The sequence below is a fragment of the Lentibacillus sp. JNUCC-1 genome, from assembly GCF_009741735.1.
Taxonomy (GTDB): Bacteria; Bacillota; Bacilli; order Bacillales; family Amphibacillaceae; genus Lentibacillus_B.
Genome location: NZ_WHOH01000001.1, coordinates 119,567 through 142,349 on the forward strand (window position 1 = coordinate 119,567; position 22,783 = coordinate 142,349).

Annotated in this window: 25 protein-coding genes and 1 pseudogene; 9 read left to right on the forward strand and 17 right to left on the reverse strand. The window is 42.0% G+C overall.

Annotated features, from left to right (window positions below):
- Positions 1 to 24: 24 nt before the first annotated feature.
- Positions 25 to 714: an OmpA family protein gene (locus tag JNUCC1_RS00620; protein ID WP_156643547.1), complete on the reverse strand. Its 690-nt coding sequence runs from the start codon at positions 712 to 714 to the stop codon at positions 25 to 27.
- A complete protein-coding gene (locus JNUCC1_RS00625) occupies positions 704 to 2,524 on the reverse strand; it encodes a MotA/TolQ/ExbB proton channel family protein (RefSeq protein WP_156643548.1) in 1,821 nt (606 codons plus the stop codon). Before JNUCC1_RS00625 ends, JNUCC1_RS00620 begins: the two co-directional genes overlap by 11 nt.
- Positions 2,525 to 2,689: 165 nt before the next feature.
- On the opposite strand from JNUCC1_RS00625, the gene JNUCC1_RS00630 reads away from it, so the two are divergent.
- Positions 2,690 to 3,379, forward strand: coding sequence for a Crp/Fnr family transcriptional regulator (locus tag JNUCC1_RS00630; RefSeq protein ID WP_197431583.1), 690 nt, complete (start codon positions 2,690 to 2,692; stop codon positions 3,377 to 3,379).
- 40 nt (positions 3,380 to 3,419) lie between these two features.
- On the opposite strand, the gene tatA is transcribed toward JNUCC1_RS00630, so the two are convergent.
- From tatA to coxB, 9 genes are all read right to left on the reverse strand, one after another.
- Positions 3,420 to 3,614 (reverse strand): twin-arginine translocase TatA/TatE family subunit, encoded by a 195-nt coding sequence (tatA, locus tag JNUCC1_RS00635; protein WP_156643550.1) that lies wholly within the window; start codon positions 3,612 to 3,614, stop codon positions 3,420 to 3,422.
- A gap of 34 nt (positions 3,615 to 3,648) precedes the next feature.
- The gene (locus JNUCC1_RS00640) at positions 3,649 to 4,239 is read right to left on the reverse strand and encodes a molecular chaperone TorD family protein (RefSeq protein WP_156643551.1); all 591 of its coding nucleotides are present in this window, start codon (positions 4,237 to 4,239) and stop codon (positions 3,649 to 3,651) included.
- 27 nt (positions 4,240 to 4,266) lie between these two features.
- Positions 4,267 to 7,365, reverse strand: coding sequence for a molybdopterin-dependent oxidoreductase (locus JNUCC1_RS00645; RefSeq protein WP_331713539.1), 3,099 nt, complete (start codon positions 7,363 to 7,365; stop codon positions 4,267 to 4,269).
- Positions 7,366 to 7,367: 2 nt separating this feature from the next.
- Positions 7,368 to 8,054 (reverse strand): NrfD/PsrC family molybdoenzyme membrane anchor subunit, encoded by a 687-nt coding sequence (nrfD, locus tag JNUCC1_RS18885; protein ID WP_269448123.1) that lies wholly within the window; start codon positions 8,052 to 8,054, stop codon positions 7,368 to 7,370.
- Complete coding sequence (gene nrfD, locus JNUCC1_RS18890) at positions 8,051 to 8,635, reverse strand: NrfD/PsrC family molybdoenzyme membrane anchor subunit (protein ID WP_269448124.1); 585 nt, start codon at positions 8,633 to 8,635, stop codon at positions 8,051 to 8,053. The genes nrfD (JNUCC1_RS18885) and nrfD (JNUCC1_RS18890) overlap by 4 nt, the downstream gene beginning before the upstream one ends.
- A gap of 16 nt (positions 8,636 to 8,651) precedes the next feature.
- Positions 8,652 to 9,536, reverse strand: a complete 885-nt coding sequence (gene dsrO / locus JNUCC1_RS00655) for a sulfate reduction electron transfer complex DsrMKJOP subunit DsrO (RefSeq protein ID WP_156643552.1) — start codon at positions 9,534 to 9,536, stop codon at positions 8,652 to 8,654.
- A 214-nt stretch (positions 9,537 to 9,750) separates the two neighbouring features.
- Positions 9,751 to 10,323 carry a cytochrome c oxidase subunit 3 gene (locus JNUCC1_RS00660; protein WP_156643553.1) on the reverse strand — a complete coding sequence of 191 codons (573 nt, stop codon included), beginning with the start codon at positions 10,321 to 10,323 and terminating at the stop codon, positions 9,751 to 9,753.
- Positions 10,310 to 12,232 carry a cytochrome c oxidase subunit I gene (locus JNUCC1_RS00665; protein ID WP_156643554.1) on the reverse strand — a complete coding sequence of 641 codons (1,923 nt, stop codon included), beginning with the start codon at positions 12,230 to 12,232 and terminating at the stop codon, positions 10,310 to 10,312. The genes JNUCC1_RS00660 and JNUCC1_RS00665 overlap by 14 nt, the downstream gene beginning before the upstream one ends.
- 30 nt (positions 12,233 to 12,262) lie before the next feature.
- Complete coding sequence (gene coxB, locus JNUCC1_RS00670) at positions 12,263 to 12,979, reverse strand: cytochrome c oxidase subunit II (protein WP_156643555.1); 717 nt, start codon at positions 12,977 to 12,979, stop codon at positions 12,263 to 12,265.
- 134 nt (positions 12,980 to 13,113) lie between these two features.
- Between coxB and JNUCC1_RS00675 the strand changes: the two genes are divergently transcribed.
- From JNUCC1_RS00675 to JNUCC1_RS00695, 5 genes are all read left to right on the forward strand, one after another.
- Positions 13,114 to 13,341: a hypothetical protein gene (locus JNUCC1_RS00675; RefSeq protein ID WP_156643556.1), complete on the forward strand. Its 228-nt coding sequence runs from the start codon at positions 13,114 to 13,116 to the stop codon at positions 13,339 to 13,341.
- Complete coding sequence (locus tag JNUCC1_RS00680; RefSeq protein WP_156643557.1) at positions 13,338 to 14,042, forward strand: c-type cytochrome; 705 nt, start codon at positions 13,338 to 13,340, stop codon at positions 14,040 to 14,042. The genes JNUCC1_RS00675 and JNUCC1_RS00680 overlap by 4 nt, the downstream gene beginning before the upstream one ends.
- A 227-nt stretch (positions 14,043 to 14,269) precedes the next feature.
- The gene (locus tag JNUCC1_RS00685; RefSeq protein WP_156645323.1) at positions 14,270 to 14,920 is read left to right on the forward strand and encodes a peptidylprolyl isomerase; all 651 of its coding nucleotides are present in this window, start codon (positions 14,270 to 14,272) and stop codon (positions 14,918 to 14,920) included.
- A 168-nt stretch (positions 14,921 to 15,088) separates the two neighbouring features.
- On the forward strand, positions 15,089 to 15,646 hold the full coding sequence (locus tag JNUCC1_RS00690; RefSeq protein ID WP_231746924.1) for a DUF4396 domain-containing protein: 558 nt from the start codon (positions 15,089 to 15,091) through the stop codon (positions 15,644 to 15,646).
- 92 nt (positions 15,647 to 15,738) lie between these two features.
- Positions 15,739 to 16,194 carry an Hsp20/alpha crystallin family protein gene (locus tag JNUCC1_RS00695; RefSeq protein WP_197431584.1) on the forward strand — a complete coding sequence of 152 codons (456 nt, stop codon included), beginning with the start codon at positions 15,739 to 15,741 and terminating at the stop codon, positions 16,192 to 16,194.
- A 71-nt stretch (positions 16,195 to 16,265) separates the two neighbouring features.
- On the opposite strand, the gene JNUCC1_RS00700 is transcribed toward JNUCC1_RS00695, so the two are convergent.
- The 4 genes from JNUCC1_RS00700 to JNUCC1_RS00715 all read right to left on the reverse strand — a co-directional run bounded on the left by JNUCC1_RS00700 (position 16,266) and on the right by JNUCC1_RS00715 (position 19,637).
- Positions 16,266 to 16,868, reverse strand: a complete 603-nt coding sequence (locus JNUCC1_RS00700) for a response regulator transcription factor (protein ID WP_331713540.1) — start codon at positions 16,866 to 16,868, stop codon at positions 16,266 to 16,268.
- 11 nt (positions 16,869 to 16,879) lie between these two features.
- Positions 16,880 to 18,007 (reverse strand): sensor histidine kinase, encoded by a 1,128-nt coding sequence (locus JNUCC1_RS00705; protein ID WP_156643560.1) that lies wholly within the window; start codon positions 18,005 to 18,007, stop codon positions 16,880 to 16,882.
- 27 nt (positions 18,008 to 18,034) lie between these two features.
- A complete protein-coding gene (locus JNUCC1_RS00710) occupies positions 18,035 to 19,087 on the reverse strand; it encodes a fatty acid desaturase (protein WP_156643561.1) in 1,053 nt (350 codons plus the stop codon).
- 175 nt (positions 19,088 to 19,262) lie between these two features.
- Positions 19,263 to 19,637 carry a YppG family protein gene (locus JNUCC1_RS00715; protein ID WP_156643562.1) on the reverse strand — a complete coding sequence of 125 codons (375 nt, stop codon included), beginning with the start codon at positions 19,635 to 19,637 and terminating at the stop codon, positions 19,263 to 19,265.
- A gap of 136 nt (positions 19,638 to 19,773) precedes the next feature.
- On the opposite strand from JNUCC1_RS00715, the gene JNUCC1_RS00720 reads away from it, so the two are divergent.
- Positions 19,774 to 20,553, forward strand: a complete 780-nt coding sequence (locus tag JNUCC1_RS00720) for a DUF2268 domain-containing protein (RefSeq protein ID WP_156643563.1) — start codon at positions 19,774 to 19,776, stop codon at positions 20,551 to 20,553.
- Between the two features lie 641 nt (positions 20,554 to 21,194).
- Here JNUCC1_RS00720 and JNUCC1_RS00725 read toward each other — a convergent pair.
- Positions 21,195 to 21,485, reverse strand: coding sequence for a hypothetical protein (locus JNUCC1_RS00725; RefSeq protein ID WP_156645324.1), 291 nt, complete (start codon positions 21,483 to 21,485; stop codon positions 21,195 to 21,197).
- Between the two features lie 407 nt (positions 21,486 to 21,892).
- On the opposite strand from JNUCC1_RS00725, the gene JNUCC1_RS00730 reads away from it, so the two are divergent.
- Positions 21,893 to 22,000: a YjcZ family sporulation protein gene (locus JNUCC1_RS00730; protein WP_156643564.1), complete on the forward strand. Its 108-nt coding sequence runs from the start codon at positions 21,893 to 21,895 to the stop codon at positions 21,998 to 22,000.
- 90 nt (positions 22,001 to 22,090) lie between these two features.
- A pseudogene (locus JNUCC1_RS19405) lies at positions 22,091 to 22,171 on the forward strand (YjcZ family sporulation protein); the annotation flags it as partial.
- A gap of 64 nt (positions 22,172 to 22,235) precedes the next feature.
- Here JNUCC1_RS19405 and lepB read toward each other — a convergent pair.
- On the reverse strand, positions 22,236 to 22,775 hold the full coding sequence (gene lepB, locus JNUCC1_RS00740; protein ID WP_156643566.1) for a signal peptidase I: 540 nt from the start codon (positions 22,773 to 22,775) through the stop codon (positions 22,236 to 22,238).
- Positions 22,776 to 22,783: the final 8 nt, after the last annotated feature.

A 22,783-nucleotide genomic window follows, 5' to 3' on the forward strand; every position in this document is an offset into this window, starting at 1 on the left:
GGGAGCTGCATTGCGCAGCTCCCCTTACTCCAGTATTTCCCGTGTTTTTTCAAGGATTTCTTCGTCTTTCAAGCGGAATTTAAATTCTACACGCCTTGATGCTGCTGCACTATACTTTCCGCTTTCATCAGTTCGAAAATCCGTATAAGATTTACTGTTAACGGTTAATTTTTCTTTCACATGTTCCTGTATGTGCTGATAAGGAAATTGATCACTGAGTACATATTCCGCAACACTGTATGCCCGGTCCTGAGCAAGTTCCAGGTTGTATAAATAGGACCCGTTCTGGTCGGTGTGACCTTCTATAATAATCTCTGCAATATAGTCTTCATAACCGCTATCAAGTAGGGTGTCCAAGTATCTGGGTACAAACTCATCCAGGAAATCGAGAGATGCAGGCTTTAAATCTGATTTACTGTATTCAAATAAAATTTCCGTATTAAAAATAATCGCACCCGTCTTCTCATCCACTTCAATTCCCAGATCAGATTCACTGAACTCTCCCTTCAAGTCACTGACAAGCTTGGCTCTGACCCCCATGATCTGGTCAATTGTCCGTTTCATCTCTTCTATTTGCAGGGATTTAATGATCATCATACTAATGAAAATCAAGATGAAACAGAGTAGAATAGTCGTTAATAAATCAGTGAAAGACGGCCAGAAATGTCCTTCGTTTTGTTCTTCTTTGAATAACCGGTTGTATTTATTCCTCATACAAACTCATCCCCGTCACAGCCCTGTTTCGTGCCGGTTCCTGCCTCACTGTATTTAACCGTTGATTCAACATATTGATCTCATCTGTAAGCGCCTGGAGGAGTTGTTCTATCTTACGCGAGTTGGCTTGCTGTATATCCTGTGACGCACGGGTTAATTCTTTTAAATCTTTGCGAATCCCATCATTCAACGTATCCGTAGTTTGAATCAAGCTGCGCACCCCTTTATCCAAGCGATCACCCACTGTTGATTCCAGTGCATTGGAAAAAGATGTCAATGAATTCTTAAGATCATCCAAAGAGCCTTCGATCCTGTTCTCACGATTTTCCTGCCCCTGCCTGATATCTGAGAGAAGATGGTTCATATCTTTAATCACCTGATGGTTATGCCTGGTCATCTGCTCATAAGTCTGATTTGCAGTTTGCATATTCTGTTCAAATGTCCGTGACGATTCATTATGAGACCGTAAATGATCACTGAAGGTTTGCTCGAAGGCCCTGATTTCCTCAAATCGACCTGACAGCAAATGTCTATATTCATCCTGCGTGCGATTAATAGCATCGAGCGTTTCAGGCAGCTTGAGGAAGACATGCCGCATGTGTTCAAAACCCTTACTGAAATCTGCCAACTGGTTGATTATACTCCCCAACTGATGACTGACATTGTGACCAAATATATCTTTAAAATTCTTATTCTGTGCTTCCATCTGTTTGACAAGTGTCTCAGTATGGGTGTGAATACGTTCAAAAGACGATTGGATCACTGATTGCTGATTAACGGCATTGTTCATGAATGATTCCAAGTTACCTACTGAACTTTGCACATGTTCCAAAGATTCTTTTTGTGTATCTGCTGCTGCACTTATTTTTTCATGAATGTTTTCAAATGTATGGACAAGACGTTCTTGTTTGGCATCGTTCTTTTTAAAATAGGCAAACAAGGAAGCAAAATTATCGTTTAACTGACTAGTCCCTTCCTGAAATCCTTCCGTCACTTGTTTCATGTTGTGGAATAGGGCTTCAAATTCCTCAAGATTGTGGCTTAAGCCTTCATTAAATTGAGCCAGATCTTTAGCAGATTGTTCAAGGCTGGCTGTATATGCCTGAAAGCCATCAAATGCGTTCACAACCTGACCAAGAGACTGGGCATTGGATTCGCGCAGCTGATCTACGGCATCCCGGATTTGTTCCGATACGCTAATCAGCTGTGTTTCTCCATTTCCCTTCTGACCTTCCAGCTCGGATTCGACTTTAAGCATGATATCAGTCAACATATATTCGGTATTCATCGCTTTCGTTAAAACGGTCATAATCAGGGAGAAACCCATTCCGGCAATGCTTGTATAAAACGCTACATCTATTCCTGCCAATACACTTGCAACATTTTCAACCAGTTGATCGCCACCCGCATTGATGCTGCCAAGAGAAAGAGCAAGACCGATAAAGGTTCCCAGAACACCGATTAAAATAAATACAGATACGGTCATTTGAACAAGTTTAATCAAATTAATAACCGGCATACCGAACATACGCCACTCGGAAAACTTCTCTTGAACAAATGTCTCAACATGACCAGCCTCGATTGTTCCACGGTTTTCAAAATCCTTTTTCACTGTGCTGAGCGGTTCTTTAAGCATGCGATCGCGGTCCTGTTTAATCTGTTTCAGTTTAAAGTAAATGATCATATGAATGAAAACCGCAGCAGCAAATAAAATAAATAAAATGGTGAAGATCAGCTCAATCAATGGATTGGCTAGAACGGCTGCGGCTTTATCTTCACCAGTGAACATACGTAATATCGCTTCTACCATGAAATTTCCCTCCCAATAAAGAGTATTCATAAGAAGGTCAAATCATGTGTACAAGTATGTTTTGACTAATCTGCAACATTTCCGGAGAGTCCATGGGTTTTCTTTCCTAAGTATGCTACCATGTTATTAAAGTACCTTTTGGGGCTGCGGTTGGAGGGGTGTCATTTGAAAACAGAGCAATTGTGGTCGGGACTAAATGTGTTGTTTGATCAGGCAGAGGCGTTTGAAACATTTGAAAAAGATGCCTACTTGTTTCGTGAAGGTGATGAAAGCGAAAAGCTTTTCCTGCTTAAAGCCGGACAAGTTAAAATCAGCAAATTATCCAACGATGGCAATGAGTTGACACTTCGGCACAGTGTTCCGGGGGATCTGGTTGGTGAACTTTCTTTGATTGAAGATGACGTCACTCATATTTTAAATGCACAAATGTTAACTGATGGTAACGTTGCCGTTATTTCCAAAAACGTTTTAAAAGAAAACCTCTTGCAAAATGGCACACTCGCTCTAGAGTTCATCCAGCTTATGAGTGAGTATGCCAGGCGTGATCAAACACGTTTTCGTGATCTTGTCATGTTTGGGAAGAAAGGGGCACTATACTCCACTCTAATCAGACTTGCCAACAGCTACGGATATTTTGACGGTAGGACAATTAAAATTACCAATCGCATGACCGACCAAAACCTCGCTGATTTTTGTGGGACATCGCGGGAAAGCATTAATCGCTTGATGAGCGAACTCAAGCGAAAAAAAGTCATATCAGCTGCAAGAGGCTATATCACGATTCACGACCTCGATTATCTCAAAACGGCCATTAATTGTGGGGATTGCCCGCTCGATATCTGCAACATCCATTAAAACAGCCAGAGCTTTGGTCAATCAAGCTCTGGCTGTTTTATTATGACTGTTTCGTTTCGTTGTGTTCGTCCTGCTGATCGTCATTCATGACTTCGTTGGTTGCTTTTTTGAACTCTTTTAAAGTGCTGCCTGCTGCCTTTCCGATCTCAGGCAGTTTTGACGGTCCAAATATAATCAGTGCCAACACAAGAATCAAAATCAACCCTGGTATACCAATGCTTGCTAAGCCGCCCATTTAAATCACTCCTTAGTAGATTTTAACATCTGGATTATTTGGCTATATCTTCCATACTCTGTTGATAAAAAGTGAGAAAAGCTTTGAAAAAAGGATCTGACACTCTATTTTCGCACTGAGTCATCATACTTGCAATACCTTTCTGCAAATAAGTTGTGTAAATATGATGTCGAAAGTTGTGTAACTGGCTTGCCAATTCAGCATCACCTTCTTCGTGTGCTTTTATTTCTGATTTTAATGCAGCTGTGATGAAAGCTGTCACACTCCCGAAATGATCAGGGAATTCATTTTGCTCAAGTGGATAATAAAAGCCAAATTTATCATAATCCCCCACTAGACAAAGAACTTCTTGCCGTGCACGTTCCTGCTCTTTTTCATCTTTCCCGAAATAACTTGATAAATAAGGCGGAATAAAATATTCTCCAGGTATCTGGAAGTAATTATCACGCCATAGTGCTGTTTCTTCTCTAATATAATGGTCTGTAAAGGGTAATTCCATTACAAGTTCCTCCGGGATTTGTTCAATAGCGGTTTCATACGCCTCCCAATCGCCAAACCAGATATGCGTAAACAAGTCACTTAACAGTAATTTCCCATATGCTTCTTCAAGTGTTGTTTCAACCATACACAACACCTCCCAATATTGATAGACCTATACTTTCTTTATATCAACAAACATGTCGAGTTGTCCAGGAGCACCGCCTATTTCATCATAAATCGCTCCGTCTTTTAAGGAGTGATCCATTGCTGTCAGCTTATTAACCGGAAACCCGTCACTTCGACTGCCAGGGTAGCCGTCATCTTCATGAAAGGGCTGTTTAAAGTTAAATGGCGTATGATTGTATTCAGGCAGTTTCGCTTGCTTTTGTCCATTAATTGTTTGTCGATTTACGCCGTAGCCCTGTTGCCCCATATTATACGCACTGCCCACAACACCTGGGGCAATACCTCCTGTTACATAAACTGTTCCTTCAAGGGTTATGCTGTCATTCATTATTTTAACAGTATCACCGGTTTTAATGCCTCTGATAGATGCATCGACTTTATTCATCCATATATAATTGTCAGAGCGCACTTCTCTTAACCATGCCGAACTAACATTTCTGTATGTGCCCATGTTCCTGGCTTTCCAGTTTATAAATTGGAGCGGTTGTTTGGGCTTAATCGGCTTTCTATCAAACGTTTTAATTTCTTCATAAAAAGGCATCCCCTCAAAAGATTGACCATCGTATGAGTTTTTGCCTGCTGCCACACCTTCATCATAAAAGTTGGCCTGCCCGCTGAAACCGTATTTAATATGATTATTTATATACTCATTGCCGGCTTCTTCAAAACGTCCGCCCCGATTCAACACATATACAACTTTTTTCCACTCCTCTGGTTTAACGGCTTGCCGCCATCGTGCTTCGTCAAAATAGTTACCCAATGCTTTAGTTCGAGCTCTGGTAAAGATTTCAAGTTCTCTTGCATCAGCATCTGGTACGGGGGTTTCGTCAAACGCTATATTGGCTACGCGTTTAATATAATAGTCCTCTTCAATATCAAGCGAACTTCCATCTGTAAAAGCATTTTTCCCATAGCCTGGCAAATCCATCCGTTTGGCTATTTCGATAATGCTGTTTTCAAACGACCGCACATTCGGATAGACTCTTGTTACAGGCTGGTAAATGCTCGCTAATTTGGTTGTAATGTTGGGATAAATAGCCTCTCTTCCCCACCGTTCTAAATAAACAGTATCCGGCAGAATAAAATCGGCATATTTACTCGTATCTCCAATTTGCACGTCAGATGCTACGAATAGTGGCAGGACATCTGGATCCTTCAGAGCGAGCTCCTGGATCTGGCCGTTTGGTGCAGATAAAACAGGTGACATCCTATGCGTGATCAATGCCTTGATCGGATAAGGATATTTATTCACCGCACTTGGAAGCACATCACCGACTGTTTGCGGACTGTATGGAAACCATGGCCGCTTAGCAGGATAGCCGTCTTTTTCAAATAAACTTGTTGTTTCATATTTGACTCCGTTCCGGCCTGTTGGAATCCCCCAAGGTTGTTTCCCATTTGGAACTGTATTTAGATCATAGCGCCCTTCAAATTCCTGATAAAAGACACCTGTTGTAATGTTGCCGCCTTTCCAGTCATAAGAGCCGATCAGATGGTTTAAACTTGCGATCAAACGTTGAGTATAATATCCATTTACGTGCATGGCTGGGCCACGATAAGCAAGAATTGATGCACGTTTACCGTATGAAGTAAATTGTCTAGCAATCTGGATAATTTGAGCTTTGGGTATCGTTGTGATTTTACTGTAAGCTTCGACTGACTTTTCCATCGTGCGTTCTTTATACAACTGAAAAGCTGATTTCACCTTGATTCCTTTAAGGGTTGTATCAACCTCAAGCGTACCCTCGGAAGCTTTGTCATGTGGAACAGGACTGCCGTTTTCAATTACGACAAATTGTTCTTCACTGCCTATGCCTAAATCGCTCGCCCGTACTTTCGGCCGTTTAGGATCACTTAAGTTAACCAAATGGCTGGCATCACTCCAGGTCGGCTCATTGTCGGCTTGAGCAGCCTCTCCGTTCGGGTTTGTGAGATAAACTGTATCATGCCAGTTGTTCTCAATTATGGTGCGTCCAATTGCTAAAGCAAGCGCTGCATCCGTACCTGGTTTAACGGGAGCCCAGATGTGAGCCTTTTCGGCAGTTTTACTGAAGCGCGGGTCTACCACAGCCATTTGCATGCCGTCCTTAATGGCGTTTGTTAACTTTGGTGCCAGCCATGTCGGTCCTTTGTTTGCCACCATGGGGTTGGTCCCCCAAACAAGTAAAAAGAGCGTGTTTTCTATGTCAGCATACTGACGTTTCTTCTTTTTCTCACCTGAATAAGATCGGACATTACCAATAACAGAGCTGATACCACAGACACCACCGTGATGATAGTAGTTTTTACTGCCAAGACTGTTAGAGATAAACCGTTGCACAAAATCACGACGATCTCCAACCATGAAGGTCACTTGATTTACTTTTGGTCCAAAATCCGGATGTTTTGTATCTACAAGAACCTCTTGATATTTCGAGTCAAAAGTCTCTTGCGTCATCGTGCCTGATTTTACTTTATCCCAATCAGCCATGACACCTTCTTCAGATACATATGCAGAGAGTTCTTTTAAACCAGGTGACCCTAGATCTTCGCTGCCATTGACAATCTCATCATAAGCTTCATCCCAGCTGACCACTTTCCATTTACCGCTGCCTCTTGGTCCAACGCGTTTAAGTGGATCTTTCACCCGGTAAGGATCATAAGCGGTCTGGATTCCGGCCTGTCCTTTCAAACAAATGCGTCCACCGCGGGCGCCACGTCCACCGCGCTTCACATCGCCATTCCCTTTGACAGCTTCATCCACCGGCGTTGCGTATGCAATTGCGCCAAATGGCACCATATTTAACGGGCTATACTGATTTCCTGCAAGTTTACGAATGACTGTGGAATAAGGACCTTCTTTCTTTCCTGCAGTGATATAAGCTTTAATGGTACAATACGTGTTGCATTGTTCACATGTTGAAAAAATAACATCTTCAGCGCCGTAATCCTGATAATCTGTCCCAGAGCCGTGACCCTCATCATACCAAACGCCATTAAATACCTGTTTTACCGGACCAATAAAGGCCGGACCCACAGCCGCCACTGCTCCAAACGCTCCCAATGCTTTTATGAATTTACGTCTTGACATGGATTTATCTTCCACAGCTATCCCTCCCTTTCCATATTTTCAGGGGATTCTTCGAGGGGCAACAATCTGTCGCCTATGGTGAAAATTAACAGTCCCATGGCACCAATACCGACACTGACCATCCACTCATTAATTGTCGGATAGTAATTCCCAGCAGGCATCCCTTCAAATACCGGAACAATCTGGGATGGAACCACAATATTGAAACGAACACCAATGATTCCAATTACCACAAGAACAGCAGCTGTCAGAATGGCATTAATATTAGCGGCTGTCTTCTTATAAAAAATAATGAAGATCGGAACAGCTGCCCCAAGAAACATCTGTACACCCCAGAATGACCAACTGTATGGTCCACCCATCTGGATCGCCATATTCTGTAAGTGTTCAGGTTCAAGACCGTATACACCAACGAGATACTCGTAGAACTGGAGAAGTAAATCGATAAACAGAAATGCGATCATCATTTTCCCGAGTGATATCACCATCGATTTGTCTATCGGCTGTTTGCTGACTTTTGTCTTAATAATGTAGGCTGCCAACAATAGCGCTGTGCCAGAGACCATGGCGGATACAACGAATATGATCGGAAATAATCCTGTATTCCAAGCAGAACGAGCGCCAACTACAGCGAACAGTGCTCCTGTGCCTCCGTGTACACCAAGAATTGCAAGCGGTATGCCGATAATGCCTAGTATCTTCATCCAACGGTGATCTCTTTTTTAGTCTGATCGCTAATGGTACTGTTTCTAAATGTCAGCATGCGGGCAACCTTTCCGCGAATGTTCTGAGCAGGTCGCAGCCGAACAAGGTCTTCTCGCATGGCGATATACAATTCAACAACCAGTAACGTAATGTATACGACGTAAAAGTGAATTTCCCATGCCAGGACACTAATCACGTTCCAGAACACCATGGCATTAATAAAACGTTCAGGGCGTCCTAGGTCCATCAAGACAAATGTTAAAGCAACGATCATACAGACGACTGCTGTAAATAATGCCATTTTACCGATGCGCTCGTACTGGTACATGCCAAAAACATAGATCAGCGATGATAACAGAAACGATCCGGCACTAAGACCAACGAAGAAAATGTAAAAGGCAATCCATGCACCCCACGGGGTAATGGAAGATAAATTGGTCGTATCGAGTCCCAGCACAAGTCGTTCAATGATAAAATAACCACCTATTGCAAGCAGCACCAACAAACTGCCAACCCACCACTTAAACGCTGGACTCATTTTTGACTCGCTTGATATATCAGGTTTCGTTAACGTGGCCATACTGCTACACCTCCTCTTATTTTAGATAAATAACGTTAGGGCCAGCACCGAGCTCGCTCTTTAGTCGAAATGCGCGTGGGCTGTTTGCAAGTTTTGAAACGGTTGAGTTCGGATCATTAAGGTCACCGAAAAATCTTGCATCCCCGATACACGTTTCCACACAGGCAGGCTCTTCACCACGTTCAAGTCTATGCAAGCAGAAATTGCATTTTCGAACTGTACCAATTGGACTTTTACGTTTACCGCGCTCTCCCCGTTCAATGCCATATTCAGGGCTTGTTACATCATTAAAACTGAGCATTTCATCTTCATAGCTTTCACCAAAATCAAATGAACGTGCACCATAGGGGCAGGCGATGATGCAGTATCGACATCCGATACAGCGGTCATTGTCGATTGTGACAATCCCATTATCCAGTTTGAAGGTCGCTTTAACCGGGCAGACCTGAACACATGGTGGCTTATCACAATGCATACAAGGCATAGGTAAGTTCACCTTTGCCAAGTTAGGGAATTCTCCAATTTCCTCTTCTAGGACCACATTATAGGAAATGCCTGGTGGGGTTCTATTTTCTGATTTACATGCGACTGTACAGGAATCACACCCGACACATTTCTGCAGGTCAATCACCATTCCCCATTTAACGCCTTTCTTTGTGTTTCCCTCTTCATCGATCGGTTCCTGGGTGAATAAATCACCAAATTCCCCGAGCAGAGATGAGTGATATTTTTTATGGAATGCTTTAATATCCAGGTTCCCTGCAACAACCCTGCGAGCATCATCAGCCATATCCATTCCAAGCTGCGTGCTGTATGGGGATTGATCCAGTTCTGTTTTAGCATCAGGAACTCTAGTCTCTGCCAGCTGATTCCAGTCTTTTTCAAGCATTTGCTTAAGCATTAACTTCACCTCTTTACTGATGTGTTAACTCAAGTATAGGTTACCCCCTAACGTGCAATATGTGACTTTTGTTACACTTGAAAGAGTGTTCATGAATTCGTCATACACACAATTGATCACCCCAAAAACACAAGGACGTGTAATGACGTTTGCTAGATAAAAAAGCTGCTGAATCTCTAATTAGAGTTTCAGCAGCTTTTAATCTAATGTTTTGCTAAAATATATACCTCACATACACAACCAGCAGAATACCAATCCAAACGATATCAACAAAATGCCAGTAATAGGAAAATATTTTATACTTTTCGATATATAAGCTGTGCGGAATATGCCGTTTCAGCTGTATGAATAAAACAATCATCCATCCACATCCGAACGCTACGTGAGCCGCATGCAGGCCAACCAGCACATAATATGAACTCAAAAACGAACTGGTGCTTAACGTGTAACCTTCCTGTACATACGTATAAAACTCACTAATCTCCAGACCAAGAAACACAAGCGCAAACAATAATGTGACCCCAAGCCAGGGTATAAGTTTTTTAAGTTGTTTTCCTTCTAGGCCTCGTTCAGACATTATCAATGTTCCGCTTGAAGATAGCAGGAATATGGAAGACAAGATAACACTTTTCGTCTCAAATACGTCTGACGGATGCGGCCCTTCTGAGGAAGGGGTGAAGATCAGATATGTGGCAAACAACGTTAAAAACATAATAGCTTCAACGAAAAGATATATGAGAAAACCAAACTTTTTATCGTTGAAGAGAGCTGCTTCATACTGATTCATGGCCATCTTCCCCCTTTCCGTAGTATTGTTCCCGCTCATCACGAAAGGCTCTAATGATAAAGCACATGAACACACCTGCACCTGCAAGTACAGCAAGCCAGATCCAGCCATACATTAAACCGAATGAAAGGACCGCTAGCAGGTTGGCCATAATAAACGGAATAATTGAGTCTCTGGAAATAGGGGATGCCAATTTTTCATCAGTTGTTTCCAAGTCCTCTCCCCGTTGTTTCGCGTACCAATAGGGGTCCATCTCTTTTACAATCGGCATGGGCTGAAAAGAATCTTCTGGTGCTGGTGAAGCAACAGTCCATTCCAGTGTCCTTCCGTCCCACGGATCAGAACCGACACGTTCTTTTTTTCGTATGGTTATAAACAGATTGTAGAACATCACTGCGACCCCGATTCCCATGAGAAATGCACCGATTGTACTGATGAAGTTAGTGGCCGTTAAACCTTCCCCAACGTCATATGTGAATGTTCTCCGTGGCATCCCATTCATGCCGGTAATATGCATTGGGAAAAATGTCAGATGATATCCAATTAAAAACAGCCAGAAATGCCATTTCCCAAGTTTTTCATTTAATTGGTATCCCGTAATCTTAGGGAAGTAGTAATAAATCCCTGCAAATATCCCTAATATCGTTGACGCTAAAATAACGTAATGAAAGTGAGCCACCACAAAGTGTGAATCATGGAACTGGAAATCGGCAGCTGATACCGAAAGCATAACGCCGGTCACACCTCCCATGACGAATGAAGGTATAAACCCGAGTGAAAATAACATCGGGGTTGTCATTCGCAATACCCCGCCTCGCATTGTAAACAACCAGTTAAATACTTTTACGCCTGTCGGGACAGCGATGGCCATCGTCGTTAAGGCAAATACTGTATTAACCAGCGGGCCGAGACCGACTGTAAACATATGGTGTACCCAAACTGTAAACGCGAGAAATGCGATTGTGCCAATTGAGATTACCATAGCCGGATAGCCGAATATTCTTTTCTTGGAAAATGTGGTTATAATATCAGAGAATAGTCCGAATGCCGGCAGTGCCAGGATGTATACTTCCGGATGCCCGAAAATCCAGAATAAATGCTGCCAGAATATCGGATCACCATCAGGGCCGTTGAAAAACTTCGTGTCGAACATTCGATCAAACATTAACAGATATAAACCGATAGCAAGCACTGTAAAAGCCACAAGGATTAAAAACGATGTAATCAGACTTGCCCACGTAAACAGTGGCATTCTCATTAGTTTCATGCCTGGAGCCCGGTGTCTGAATATCGTTACAATTATATTCAATGCTGTGAATATCGTACCAAGCCCCGATATCTGTACCCCAAATACATAGTAGTCAGAATTGACATCTGGTGTAAATAACGATGTAGACAACGGCGCATAGCCTGTCCAGCCAATCGCCGGAGCACTATCAAAAAAGAAAGCTAGATTAAAGAGCATTCCCCCGGCGAAAAACAGCCAAAACCCGACCGCATTCAGAAATGGAAACGCTAGATCTCTCGCTCCGATTTGTAATGGGACAGCGACGTTCATCAGGCCTAACAGCATAGGAGTTGCTGCAAAAAAAATCATCATGGTGCCATGTGTGGTGAACACCTCATTATATTTCTGGAATTGAAATAACCAAAATTCGTTTTGCGGCAAAGCAAGCTGTGAGCGAATTAATAACGCATCTACACCTGCCCTGAGAAAAAACAGAAAACCAAAAATCATATAGAGTGTTCCCACTTTACGGTGGTGAGTTGTGCGCATATATTCCCAAATGACAGACCACTTATTTTGCTTAATGACGTATGTAGCCAAGACAATGCCAATAATAATCACAGATACCCAGGCGGCTATAACGTCAGATGGGACATGTTTTTCAAAAAAGGGTATATACATTTTCACTGCTCCTTCCTACAAATTTTAAGATTAGTCGTCCTGGTTATCTGGTTTTTTTAAGTAGTCCTCATAATCAGATTTTGAAACCACTTCTGTGTTAAAAACCATATTGGTATGCTGTATCCCACAATACTCTGCACATTTACCTCTATAAGTGCCTCTTTCTGCATCCTTAATTTCATAGGTGTAGACCCTGCCCGGGACAGCGTCAACTTTGCCAGCCAATTCTGGAATCCAAAAAGAATGAATCACGTCTTTTGAGGTTATATGAAAAACAATTGTTTCGTCTTCGGGGATAATCAATTCATCATGAACCGTTTTTCCATTCTCATATTCAAATGTCCAAGTGAATTGTTGACCTGTTACATTAATATGAGTACCTTCTTTATCTGCACCTTCACGATTATCAGCTTGCAATTCAGGTGAATGATCATATGTCGTCATAATCGTAGGCACGGCTAAAATAGCAAGTAAAACAAACGGAATAATCGTCCAAGTCAATTCTAGTTTTAAATTCCCTTTTACATCAGTCGGGACAAAACCGTCTTTGTTTTTAGTGTAGCGATATTTAAACGTAAACCATGCAAATAAAACAAATACGACGAGTATGACCAAGGTCATAATCCCAAGGCTTAACCAGATTAAATAAGCTTGTTCCTGTCCAGTTACACTTTTCGGATTTAACACAGCGATATCGCTACATCCCGAGAGCAAAAAAACAAATGACAATAACATCAAGCGCTTCAATGTTTGCTTCCCTCCCTATCTTCTCTATCTATTACAATTTCATCTACCCATGCACAATTTAAAATAAACATTCGTTTTTCAATATGATTTTCTGGGTATAGAAAATTAATAGATTGATATAAGGGAGGAATACCATGTTTCTGACGAAGGAGCGTTATGTGTGGCTTATATTTATAAGTTTGTCCGTTATAGCCGCCTGCTCCAATATGGCCAGTGGCGAAGATGAAATGTACGATGCCAGAGATATTCGAGAAGAGCTCGATGCATTGGATGAAGATAACGATATTCTATATGGCAAAAAGTATTCGACGACACCAAAGCTATTGTCCCTGAAAACGTTGGCAATGAGCTGTCTTGTATGAGTTGCCACGGTGATGGCGGTCTTGCTCCGAATTCTCCAATGGTCGGCATTACCAAAAAGTTTCCGATTATGCGCAGGGGCGAGTTTACAACTATAGAAGACCGAATTAACGGCTGTTTTGTTAGAAGCATGAATGGGGAAAAGCTTGATAAGGACAGCCGTGAGATGAAAGCAATGGTCGCTTATTTTGAATTTATATCCAAAGATGTCGAATCAGAGGATGATATAACATGGCGTATGAGCAATGATAAGAAAAAGGTTCCAGAGCCTGACGTTGCAAACGGGGCAGAGTTATTCACAAAAAAGAATTGCATCGCATGTCATGCTACAGATGGTTCGGGTACAAGTGACCATACGGGCCCGCAATTATGGGGAGATGGATCCTTTAATGAAGCTGCTGGGATGACGAAGATTGAGAAAGCATCCGGGTTTATCCAAAATAACATGCCTAAAGGAAAGGAAGGAAGCTTAACAGATCAAGAAGCAGCGGACCTTGCAGCATTTGTTTTATCACACGAACGGCCGCTGGGTGGAGATAAAGTTGGTGATTACCACCTTAAATCCAAACGCACATACATTACAAAAGAACGTCGCGAACAAATTAGGAACGGCACCTTCGACTGGACCCAACTCGACGTGATCATTCCTAAAGATCAGAACAAAGACGATAAAAAAGGTAAAGCTAAAAACCAAAATAACTAAACACCAAAAAAGTAGAAAGGAAGCTGCCAACGCAGCTCCCTTTTAAAATCCCCAACCCACAAACTTCGAACCAACAAAGAGTTAAATTCCCCGGGCGGTTACCAGAAGCAGTCATAAGTTATTTCACAGTCTTCTTAGATTGTTAACTAAGGGGGGGTGGAGATTTTATTTACTTATTGGTGAAAGAGATTATAATGGATGTATTACATATGGAAGGAAGTTTTAGAATGGTCAGGTATCAGTTGAGAATTTGTAAGGGGATTTTGATTTTGGGGGCCTTGCTTTTATTATTAGCAGCTTGTGGGACCTCTGAAAATGAAGAAGAACAACAGGATCAGGGTGAAAATGAATCAACCTCAGGCGAGAAACCCACGGCATTGATTGAGATGGGCAACGGGGAAACAATTAAGATCGAACTCTATCCAGACATTGCTCCTAACACGGTAGCCAATTTCGTGTCACTTGCGGAGGATGGCTTTTACGATGGCTTGATTTTTCACAGGGTTATTCCCGGATTCATGATCCAAGGAGGTGATCCGGAAGGGAACGGCACTGGGGGACCAGGCCATTCAATTAAAGGTGAATTCAGTTCCAATGGTTTTGAGAATGATCTTTCTCACGAGCGTGGTGTGCTGTCAATGGCCCGGTCGGGCGACCCAGACTCTGCTGGGTCACAATTTTTCATCATGACCGAAACTTCTACACATCTTGACGGTGACTATGCTGCTTTCGGGAAAGTTGTTGAAGGTATGGATACAGTTGACCAGATTGTTTCTGCTGAACGCGATGAACGGGACAAACCTCTGGAAGATCAACGTATGAAAAAAGTCACCATCAATAAGAATGGAAATGATATTCCGAAACCCGATGTCAAATAGCTTTCGTTTAATTTCATTCCAAACGGGTAGACAAAAAACAAACCATTTTTTTAAAGAATGGAGTGTTTTTATGTTGACAACTATCTCTTGGATTGCGCTTGGAATTGGCATCGGCAGCGCTATTATAATAGCGATCGATGTATTTAATCACCCCAAATGATGGGGATTATGAATGCTGTCTGGATCATTAATGGATGGTTCTTTGGACCGTTTGCCATATGGTCTTATTTTAAATGGGGCCGTTTGAAAGCAAAAGACTTTCAAGGCGACGATACACGTGGATTTGGTTCTAAAGTGTTCATGTCGACCTCTCATTGTTCAGCAGGATGCACTTTCGGGGATGCAGTCGGAGTGCCAATCGTTGCGATCACACGGCTTACGATCTTCGGCATGACTTTATTCGCCCATTATGTGGTAGAATTTATTCTTGCATATTTATTCGGGATCTTATTCCAATTTTTCGCCGTTTACCCCATGAATAAGAAAAATGGTAAAATTGCTACCTTAAAAAATGCCATCAAAGCTGATACCTTGTCACTGATAGCATTTGAAATCGGGATGTTTGGCTGGATGGCTATTGTTCATTTTCTGTTATTCACCGAACCACCTAAACCCAATGAAGCAACGTATTGGTTTATGATGCAAATCGCTATGATTTTAGGATTCCTCACCAGCTATCCAGCAAATTGGTGGCTCGTAAGGCGTGGGATTAAGGAAGCGATGTAACATTTTATCAGAATGTCCGCCCACTCTGATTCTCCAAATGTGCATACATTAACAGTATGCTAGATTCTTGGTTGAAGAGGAGTGGGCGATTAATGAAATGGAAAAAAGATCCTTTTCCAAACGGATTTGACGTTGACTTAACCCCTTTTCGCGAATTCATGAATCGAGTGGATCATGTGTTTCAAGGTTCATTTAAACAAATGAGTTCCATGTTTGACTTAAAACCTTTCTGGGTTGATGTTGAAGAAAAGAAAGACGTTTTTGTCATTACGGCATATCTGGAGAAGATAAAACAGGAACAAATTCATCTCGAAATCATAGGTCACAATCTAAATATAATAGTGAATACAAAAACGAATCATGAAGTTTATAATGAAGAAGAAAATATGTTTGAACAAAAAACAAATACGCATCAAATGAGCCGTGTTGTGCGTTTACCCTTCCCAATCCCTCGATCAAAAACAAAGGCCCGATTGAAGGCAGAACAGCTCGTCATCACAATCCCTAAACCAACTTCAGAGAAAATTACAATTGAGGAAGATGGATAATGTTTAAAACCGCATGGCCTGAATGAAATTCACACAGGCAATGCGGTTTTATGGTTTGGAAACAGACTCTTTTATTTTCGAAACCATCCTTTTTCTTTATAGAGAGAAACAGCTTCAATACGTGTATCCACTTCCAGTTTATCAAGAATGGTTGATACATAGTTTCTCACTGTTCCATTCGTTAAATGAAGGGAATGAGCTATGTTTTTTGTTTTTTTTCCTTCTGCAATTAAATATAAAACTTCTTCCTCGCGTTCGGTTAAGGGTGTCTTTGGGTCAAAGGCCATATCAATCAGTTCGGGTGCATACACACGCCTGCCACTCATAATCTTTCTTATGGATTCTGCTAATTCATCACTTGAACTGTCTTTCAATAAATATCCATTCACTCCAGCTTGCCGAGCCCGTTCAAAATAGCCGCCACGTGCAAAAGTGGTCAACACAACAATTTTGCACGGGTGGTCTTTTAATTCCTCCGCTGCATCCAAACCGCTTTTGATGGGCATTTCAATATCCATGATACAAACATCCGGCTCATACTGTTTGACCAGTTTCAGTGCATCCTCTCCATTACCAGCTTTCCCGACTACCTCAATGTCTTCTTCAAGATCAAGTAAAGCAGCCAACGCCCCCAGCAGCATGCGCTGATCTTCAGCAATTACAATCCGAATCACGGCCATCTCTCCTATGTTATGTGTTTGACCACATTCGGAATTCGAATACTCAAGGTGGTCCCTTTTTCTGTCGTAATATCAAGTGTACCATTCACAAACTCAAGTCTTTCTCTCATGCCTCTGAGCCCATTATGTTTGATAGAAGCATCTTCATACTTAAAACTTTTGCCATCATCGGTAATGAGAAGCTTTACCTCATCAATGGTCTGATAAATCGCGATCTGGCAGTGACTGGCTTCGCTGTGTTTAACAACGTTTGTTACAGCTTCCTTCAAACACATGGTAAGAACATTTTCTGCAAGCATCGGTGTATGCCTCAACTCTGTTTCTCCTTGAATCTCCCATGTAATCTCTGCGGCTTTCAGCATCGCTTGTACCCGAAGTATTTCTTCGTGCAGTCTGACGTTTCTCATGTCAGAAACCATCTCTCGTACCTCTTTAAGTGCAATCCGAGCTGTTTCATTAATGTCTGTTAACTCTTCTTGAGCCCGTTCGGGATTCGAATGAATCGTTTTATCTGCAAGCTCGCTTTTTAATCTGATGAGTGACAGTTTCTGACCCAATGTATCATGAAGGTCTCTAGCGATCCGGTGTCTCTCCTCCAGTACGACCAAGTCAGATAGTTTTTCCTTTGCAGACCGCAACTCATTTTCCAGCTCTTCACGTTTTGCACGGCTATATAAATTAACCGGCAAAAATATAACACCGATGAGACTAATCACAATAAACGGCAGTTGTGACAAAAAAACATCAGTCTGTGTGAAGAAACCGAGGCTTGCTGCTGCAAGTGTTGTCGTCAGATGGATCACATACAAAGAAATAAAAGCTGATTTCTTAGGAAGATTACCAATGTAAAACGCCAACAACAAAGCAAAATAAACATACCCCAGTATTACAGTCATTAATATATTAATAAACATTTCAATCGCTACAGACGTATAAACAGGCCAACCAGTGGAAACAAATGACAACCGATAAGCAGTGAAAAACAACATAATCATGGTCAACCCAAAAATAATCCCTGGTACTGAGGCAGTCTTAAATACAAAATAAAAAGGCAAAATACAAAACGCAACCCATGCATAAATACTGAGACCTGTGTTTTTCGGAACAATATGATACCATCTCTGTTTTTGCATGGGTCTGGCCTCCGGGTTTACGTAGGTTTATTTCTCTTGCAGCGCAGTTATTCTTTTTTGCAATTTTAATTGCAGTTGTTTCTGTTTCATAATTGCTTTAACTTCTTGAAAACTGACAAACGTTTTATGGGCTTCATCATACAATCTAAAGCGAAGAGCTTTAAGGCTTGAGAGCAGCGTGATGGTCGTCGCCTGCTGTAATGGCGGGGTTGATTCATGCACCTTCTCAAGATTGTAATTCGGTACACGCGGGCTCAGATGATGAACATGATGGAAACCAATGCTCCCAGTCAGCCATTGCAGTATTTTTGGCAGTTTATAATAAGAGCTTCCGTCTACCGCAGCCTTTACAAAACTCCACTCATCCTCATTCTCAAAATAGGAATCTTCAAACTGATGTTGAACATAAAACAGCCAAATTCCAAGTGCTCCAGCTATAAACATGATGGGAAGCTGGATCATTAAGAATGCCTGCCAGCCGATCAACAACATTAACCCCGAATAAATCAATATGACAGACAGATTAATCACATACGTATTGATCCGTTCTTTGCGTTTTGCACCCACCCGGTTAAATCGATTAGATATGAGATACAGGTACAATGGACCAAAACCGAACATGATGATCGGATTTCTGTATAACCTGTATGCCATCCGTCCCCAAAACGATGCATTTAAGTATTCATCTACTGTCATGACCCAAACGTCACCCGTACCCCGCTTATCGAGGTTTCCGCTCGTTGCATGGTGAATGGCATGATTTCTCTTCCACTTTTCAAAGGGAAACAACGTTATAATCCCTGTAATTGTACCAACAATTCGGTTGGCTTGGCTACCTTTAAAGAAAGATTGATGTGTACAATCATGAAATATAATGAAAATCCGCACGACAAATCCCGAAGCGAGAAGTATGAAGGGGATTGCAAGCATAAATGATATGGACAAACTTTGATAAGCGAGGAACCAAATGAACAGGAAAGGCAAAATCGTATTGATTAATTGGTATACACTTGCTCTTGTATCGGATTTTGCAAATGGAGCAGCCATTTTTTTTAATTCAACTTGTTTTTTACGGCTCAACAGAAGCCCTCCTTCAGCATCATAAATTCTCTACTTATATTATAGAAAATCGGCGTCACGTCTGGTAGTCACATCTGTCAGTTTGTTCATATGACATTTGTCATATACCTGTTCTGAATCGAGATAAACAAAGCCGGCAATAGATAATTGCCGGCTTTTCAATAAGTTTTTTGATTTATTTTCTGTTCTTCAAAAATCCAGAAATCATTGGACTGACATCATTGTATATTTTGTTAATGCTCTGAGCAGTTGTTGCAATCTTTTCAATATCAAACTGGCCATCTGGTGTTTGGAACATCGCTGTCAGATTGGCAACACTCTTTTTGCCGGGAAACTGACCTGTTTCACCGCCACCATAACTTTGGCTTCCTGGGAATGGCGGATTTTGAACAGGCGGTCTGGCAAATGGGTTGGCTGGGTACGGTGGTTGTGCTGGAGGTTTTGCAAAGGGCCTGCGGGGAGCGCCACTGGGATTGTTTTGGGGAAATCCAGGCCGAATAGGCATCGGTCTGTTTCGCTCCATACGTCTCTGCTGAACGGGAAACATCATAACATCTCCTTTCTTAAATCTTGCTATTTTAAGCACCTCAATTCACATACATTAATAGTATATTCATAAACGGGGCAAATCGATCATGACTTTGTCCCAGTTCATCAATTAAATCGTGATTGATGGGGGTGAATTTATGGGAGTTATAAGAACAGATTTATGGTTGGAGAAAAGTGAGGATGTAATGTACTGGTGCAAACGGTTGGAAAAATATTTCCCTGAGGCCAGTGCTGTAGACATCTATAAACACTTGCATGCCCATGGATTATATGCACCATCTTCCCGTAACCCGGAAACGCCTGTACCGCAACTGGATAAACGGATATGGTATACCGTCAAAGCTGAGAAATTGAAATTAAAAAAGTCATGGCAAGTGCCGAAAGTCCCCGTTTTCATTTTACCGGCTGATACAGAAAACCATCAGCTTCAAAGGGATTACAACGGTAAAGCAGGGCTTTCATTTTATGACAAACTGTTTTTATTTGTCTCTGCACATCATGATGAACATGAGATCAGGTCCGTATTCATTCATGAATATAACCATGTGGCCCGACTCAATCATTATCATAAGACAGAGGACGAAATAAGTTTTATTGATAGTGTAATCATGGAGGGGCTTGCGGAATACGCTGTTTATGATCTTTTGGGAAAGGAAAACACTGCAAATTGGACAAATTATTACAATGCCAAAGAAATCAGCTATATTATCGAAAAGTTTATTAGACCTTATCAAACTTTAAAACGGAGCCACCCTTTACATGACCGCATCTTATATGGACAACAACGGTATCCGGCTATGGCAGGCTATGCAGCTGGTTATCATATGGTCAAATCTTATGTTAAGCAAACAGCAACAACTTGGCCGGAACTTCTCGAGACGCCATCAGAAAACATCGCCAGTCTGGCACAAAACTGAAGACACTTTTCTATAAGAGTATTACTCTTACGCCTAAAAAACCCCAAACGAATAGTAGACACAAACTCCGAACTAATGAAAATTCAAAAAACAGCTCCCTGACCTGGGTAGTTTTAAGTTACTAATCGTATGGTGATCTCACGTGGTTTTCCGATTTATGTCTTGAAAACGCCGAATAACTAAGTCAATGTTTGTATGAGCATCGTGATTTCCGCTACGGGAAGTCGCTTTCCGCGGGCACGGCCTTAGCCTCCTCGAGGAAGATCACCTCTGCGGGGTCTTCGGACTCGTGCTGTTCCCGCAGGAGTCGACTTCCCTCCGCTCCTATCACTTTATGTTAGTCAGTGCTTGAGCCGTTCTATTCCTAAAGAAGCGGGGAGGGTAAATCCTTATCACCCAGCTCGGGGGAAACACGGAGACTCCTGCGGGATGCAAAGCCTCGATGAGACCCCGGAGGTCGTCAGACCGAGGCTCAGCAGCGCCCGCGGAAAGAGCAGTGTTTCCCCCGAGCGGTTGCCAGTGGCAGTCATAAGTTAGTTCACAGTTTACTTATAATGTACATGAATTGTTACGGATTAAAGTGGCGTATTTAAACATATATAAAGCCAGCCTGGTGAGACTGGCTTTTGTATGACATGGCTTTACCAAAAGAAAAGGGGAAGTAAAGTGAGTCCTGCTATGGCTCCAAGGGCAATTCCGAATCCAAATCCGCCTCTGTTGTAGTAACCTCCTTGAGAATAACCATAACCAGGGCGGTAAAAACCGTACCCAAAGCCTCCGAGATTCTTGTTAGCACCGATAGGCCTTAAAAACACCTGTCGATCATCCACATTCATAATAATCCCCCTGTGAATTTGTCCACGCTTTGTCCGCACCTCTACCGCCCTTCCTTTATAACGCCGACACATCTGATGATAATGTTGAACTGACAACATGCCACCTCCTCTGTACAATTTACAAAGTGCGTTAATTAACGCACCCTATGCCAGTCTATGTATGTCGATATGTTTTGAATGGGATATCCAACCAGTCGTATCGTATGAACGCCCTTTTTTATCCAAAATGGGTTTTTGTCCCGGGCAATTGCATAGGGGTCGCATAACATGTGGTATCCCTACAAAAAGAAGGAAAACCAATGAGTCATTATCACAAATGCCACAACACTTCTATTGTTTTGCTCGTTGTTTATTCTTTCTGCTGATCATCGTAGCTGCAGCGCATGTGGGGATTGAATGGTATTAAGGACGAACGCCCATATTACGCCCAAATGGGTTAAAGTCCATTGCAAGAACCGGACAATTGCATATATTAATTAACAAATGCTCATGGAGGTGTTTTTATGAGTGAAGCACATGGAGGTTATGGCGGAGGTTTCGCCTTGATTGTAGTGTTGTTCATTTTACTGATCATCGTAGGCACGGCTTACGTTGGCGGTTATGGTTACTAAACCGATTAATAACAAAGAGGAGGTAATTTCATGGGTTATGGAATGAATTGCGGATACGGCTATGGCTATGGCGCACCAAATTATGGTGGTGGCGGCTATGCAGGAGGCGGCTTTGCTCTGATCGTCGTCCTCTTTATCCTGCTGATAATCGTCGGCGCAGCCTGGCTGTAAATCAACCTAAGACAACAATACTGGCTGTCTTCACGACAGTCAGTATTGTTTTTTATTGGATGGATCATGGCAGTTTGCCAAATGGTTTAATCGACCATACAACCTCACCCTTGATACGGTTTTCGGGAATTGACCCAATAGAAGGATCGCGGCTGTCAAGGCTTTCACCTGGATCACGGTTGTCACCAATGACGAAATAGGCGTTTTCCTGAACAGTTACAGACAACATATCTTTAGGGATGCCCTTCGTGGAGGAGACATCCATTGGGGTTCCATTTACATAAATCGTTCCAGAAGTGATTTCCACTGTCTCACCAGGAAGTGCGATCACTCTCTTAATGACATCAAACCCCTTCTCATCTTGAAAAACAATGACGTCATGGCGATCAAGGTCATACAGTACGTTGTTCGATAAAAACACATCTCCACTACCGATCGTCGGAGCCATTGAATCCCCTTCAACAATAATGATCCCTATGGCAAATCGAACTGTGAAAAATAGAATAGCCAGAAATAGGATAAAGCCAAGCCAATTAAATAAACTTTTTATAGTTTGTTTGGAAGCAGCTTGTGAATTTGTGGTTTCGGTTATTGTGTTTTCCATATATTTCT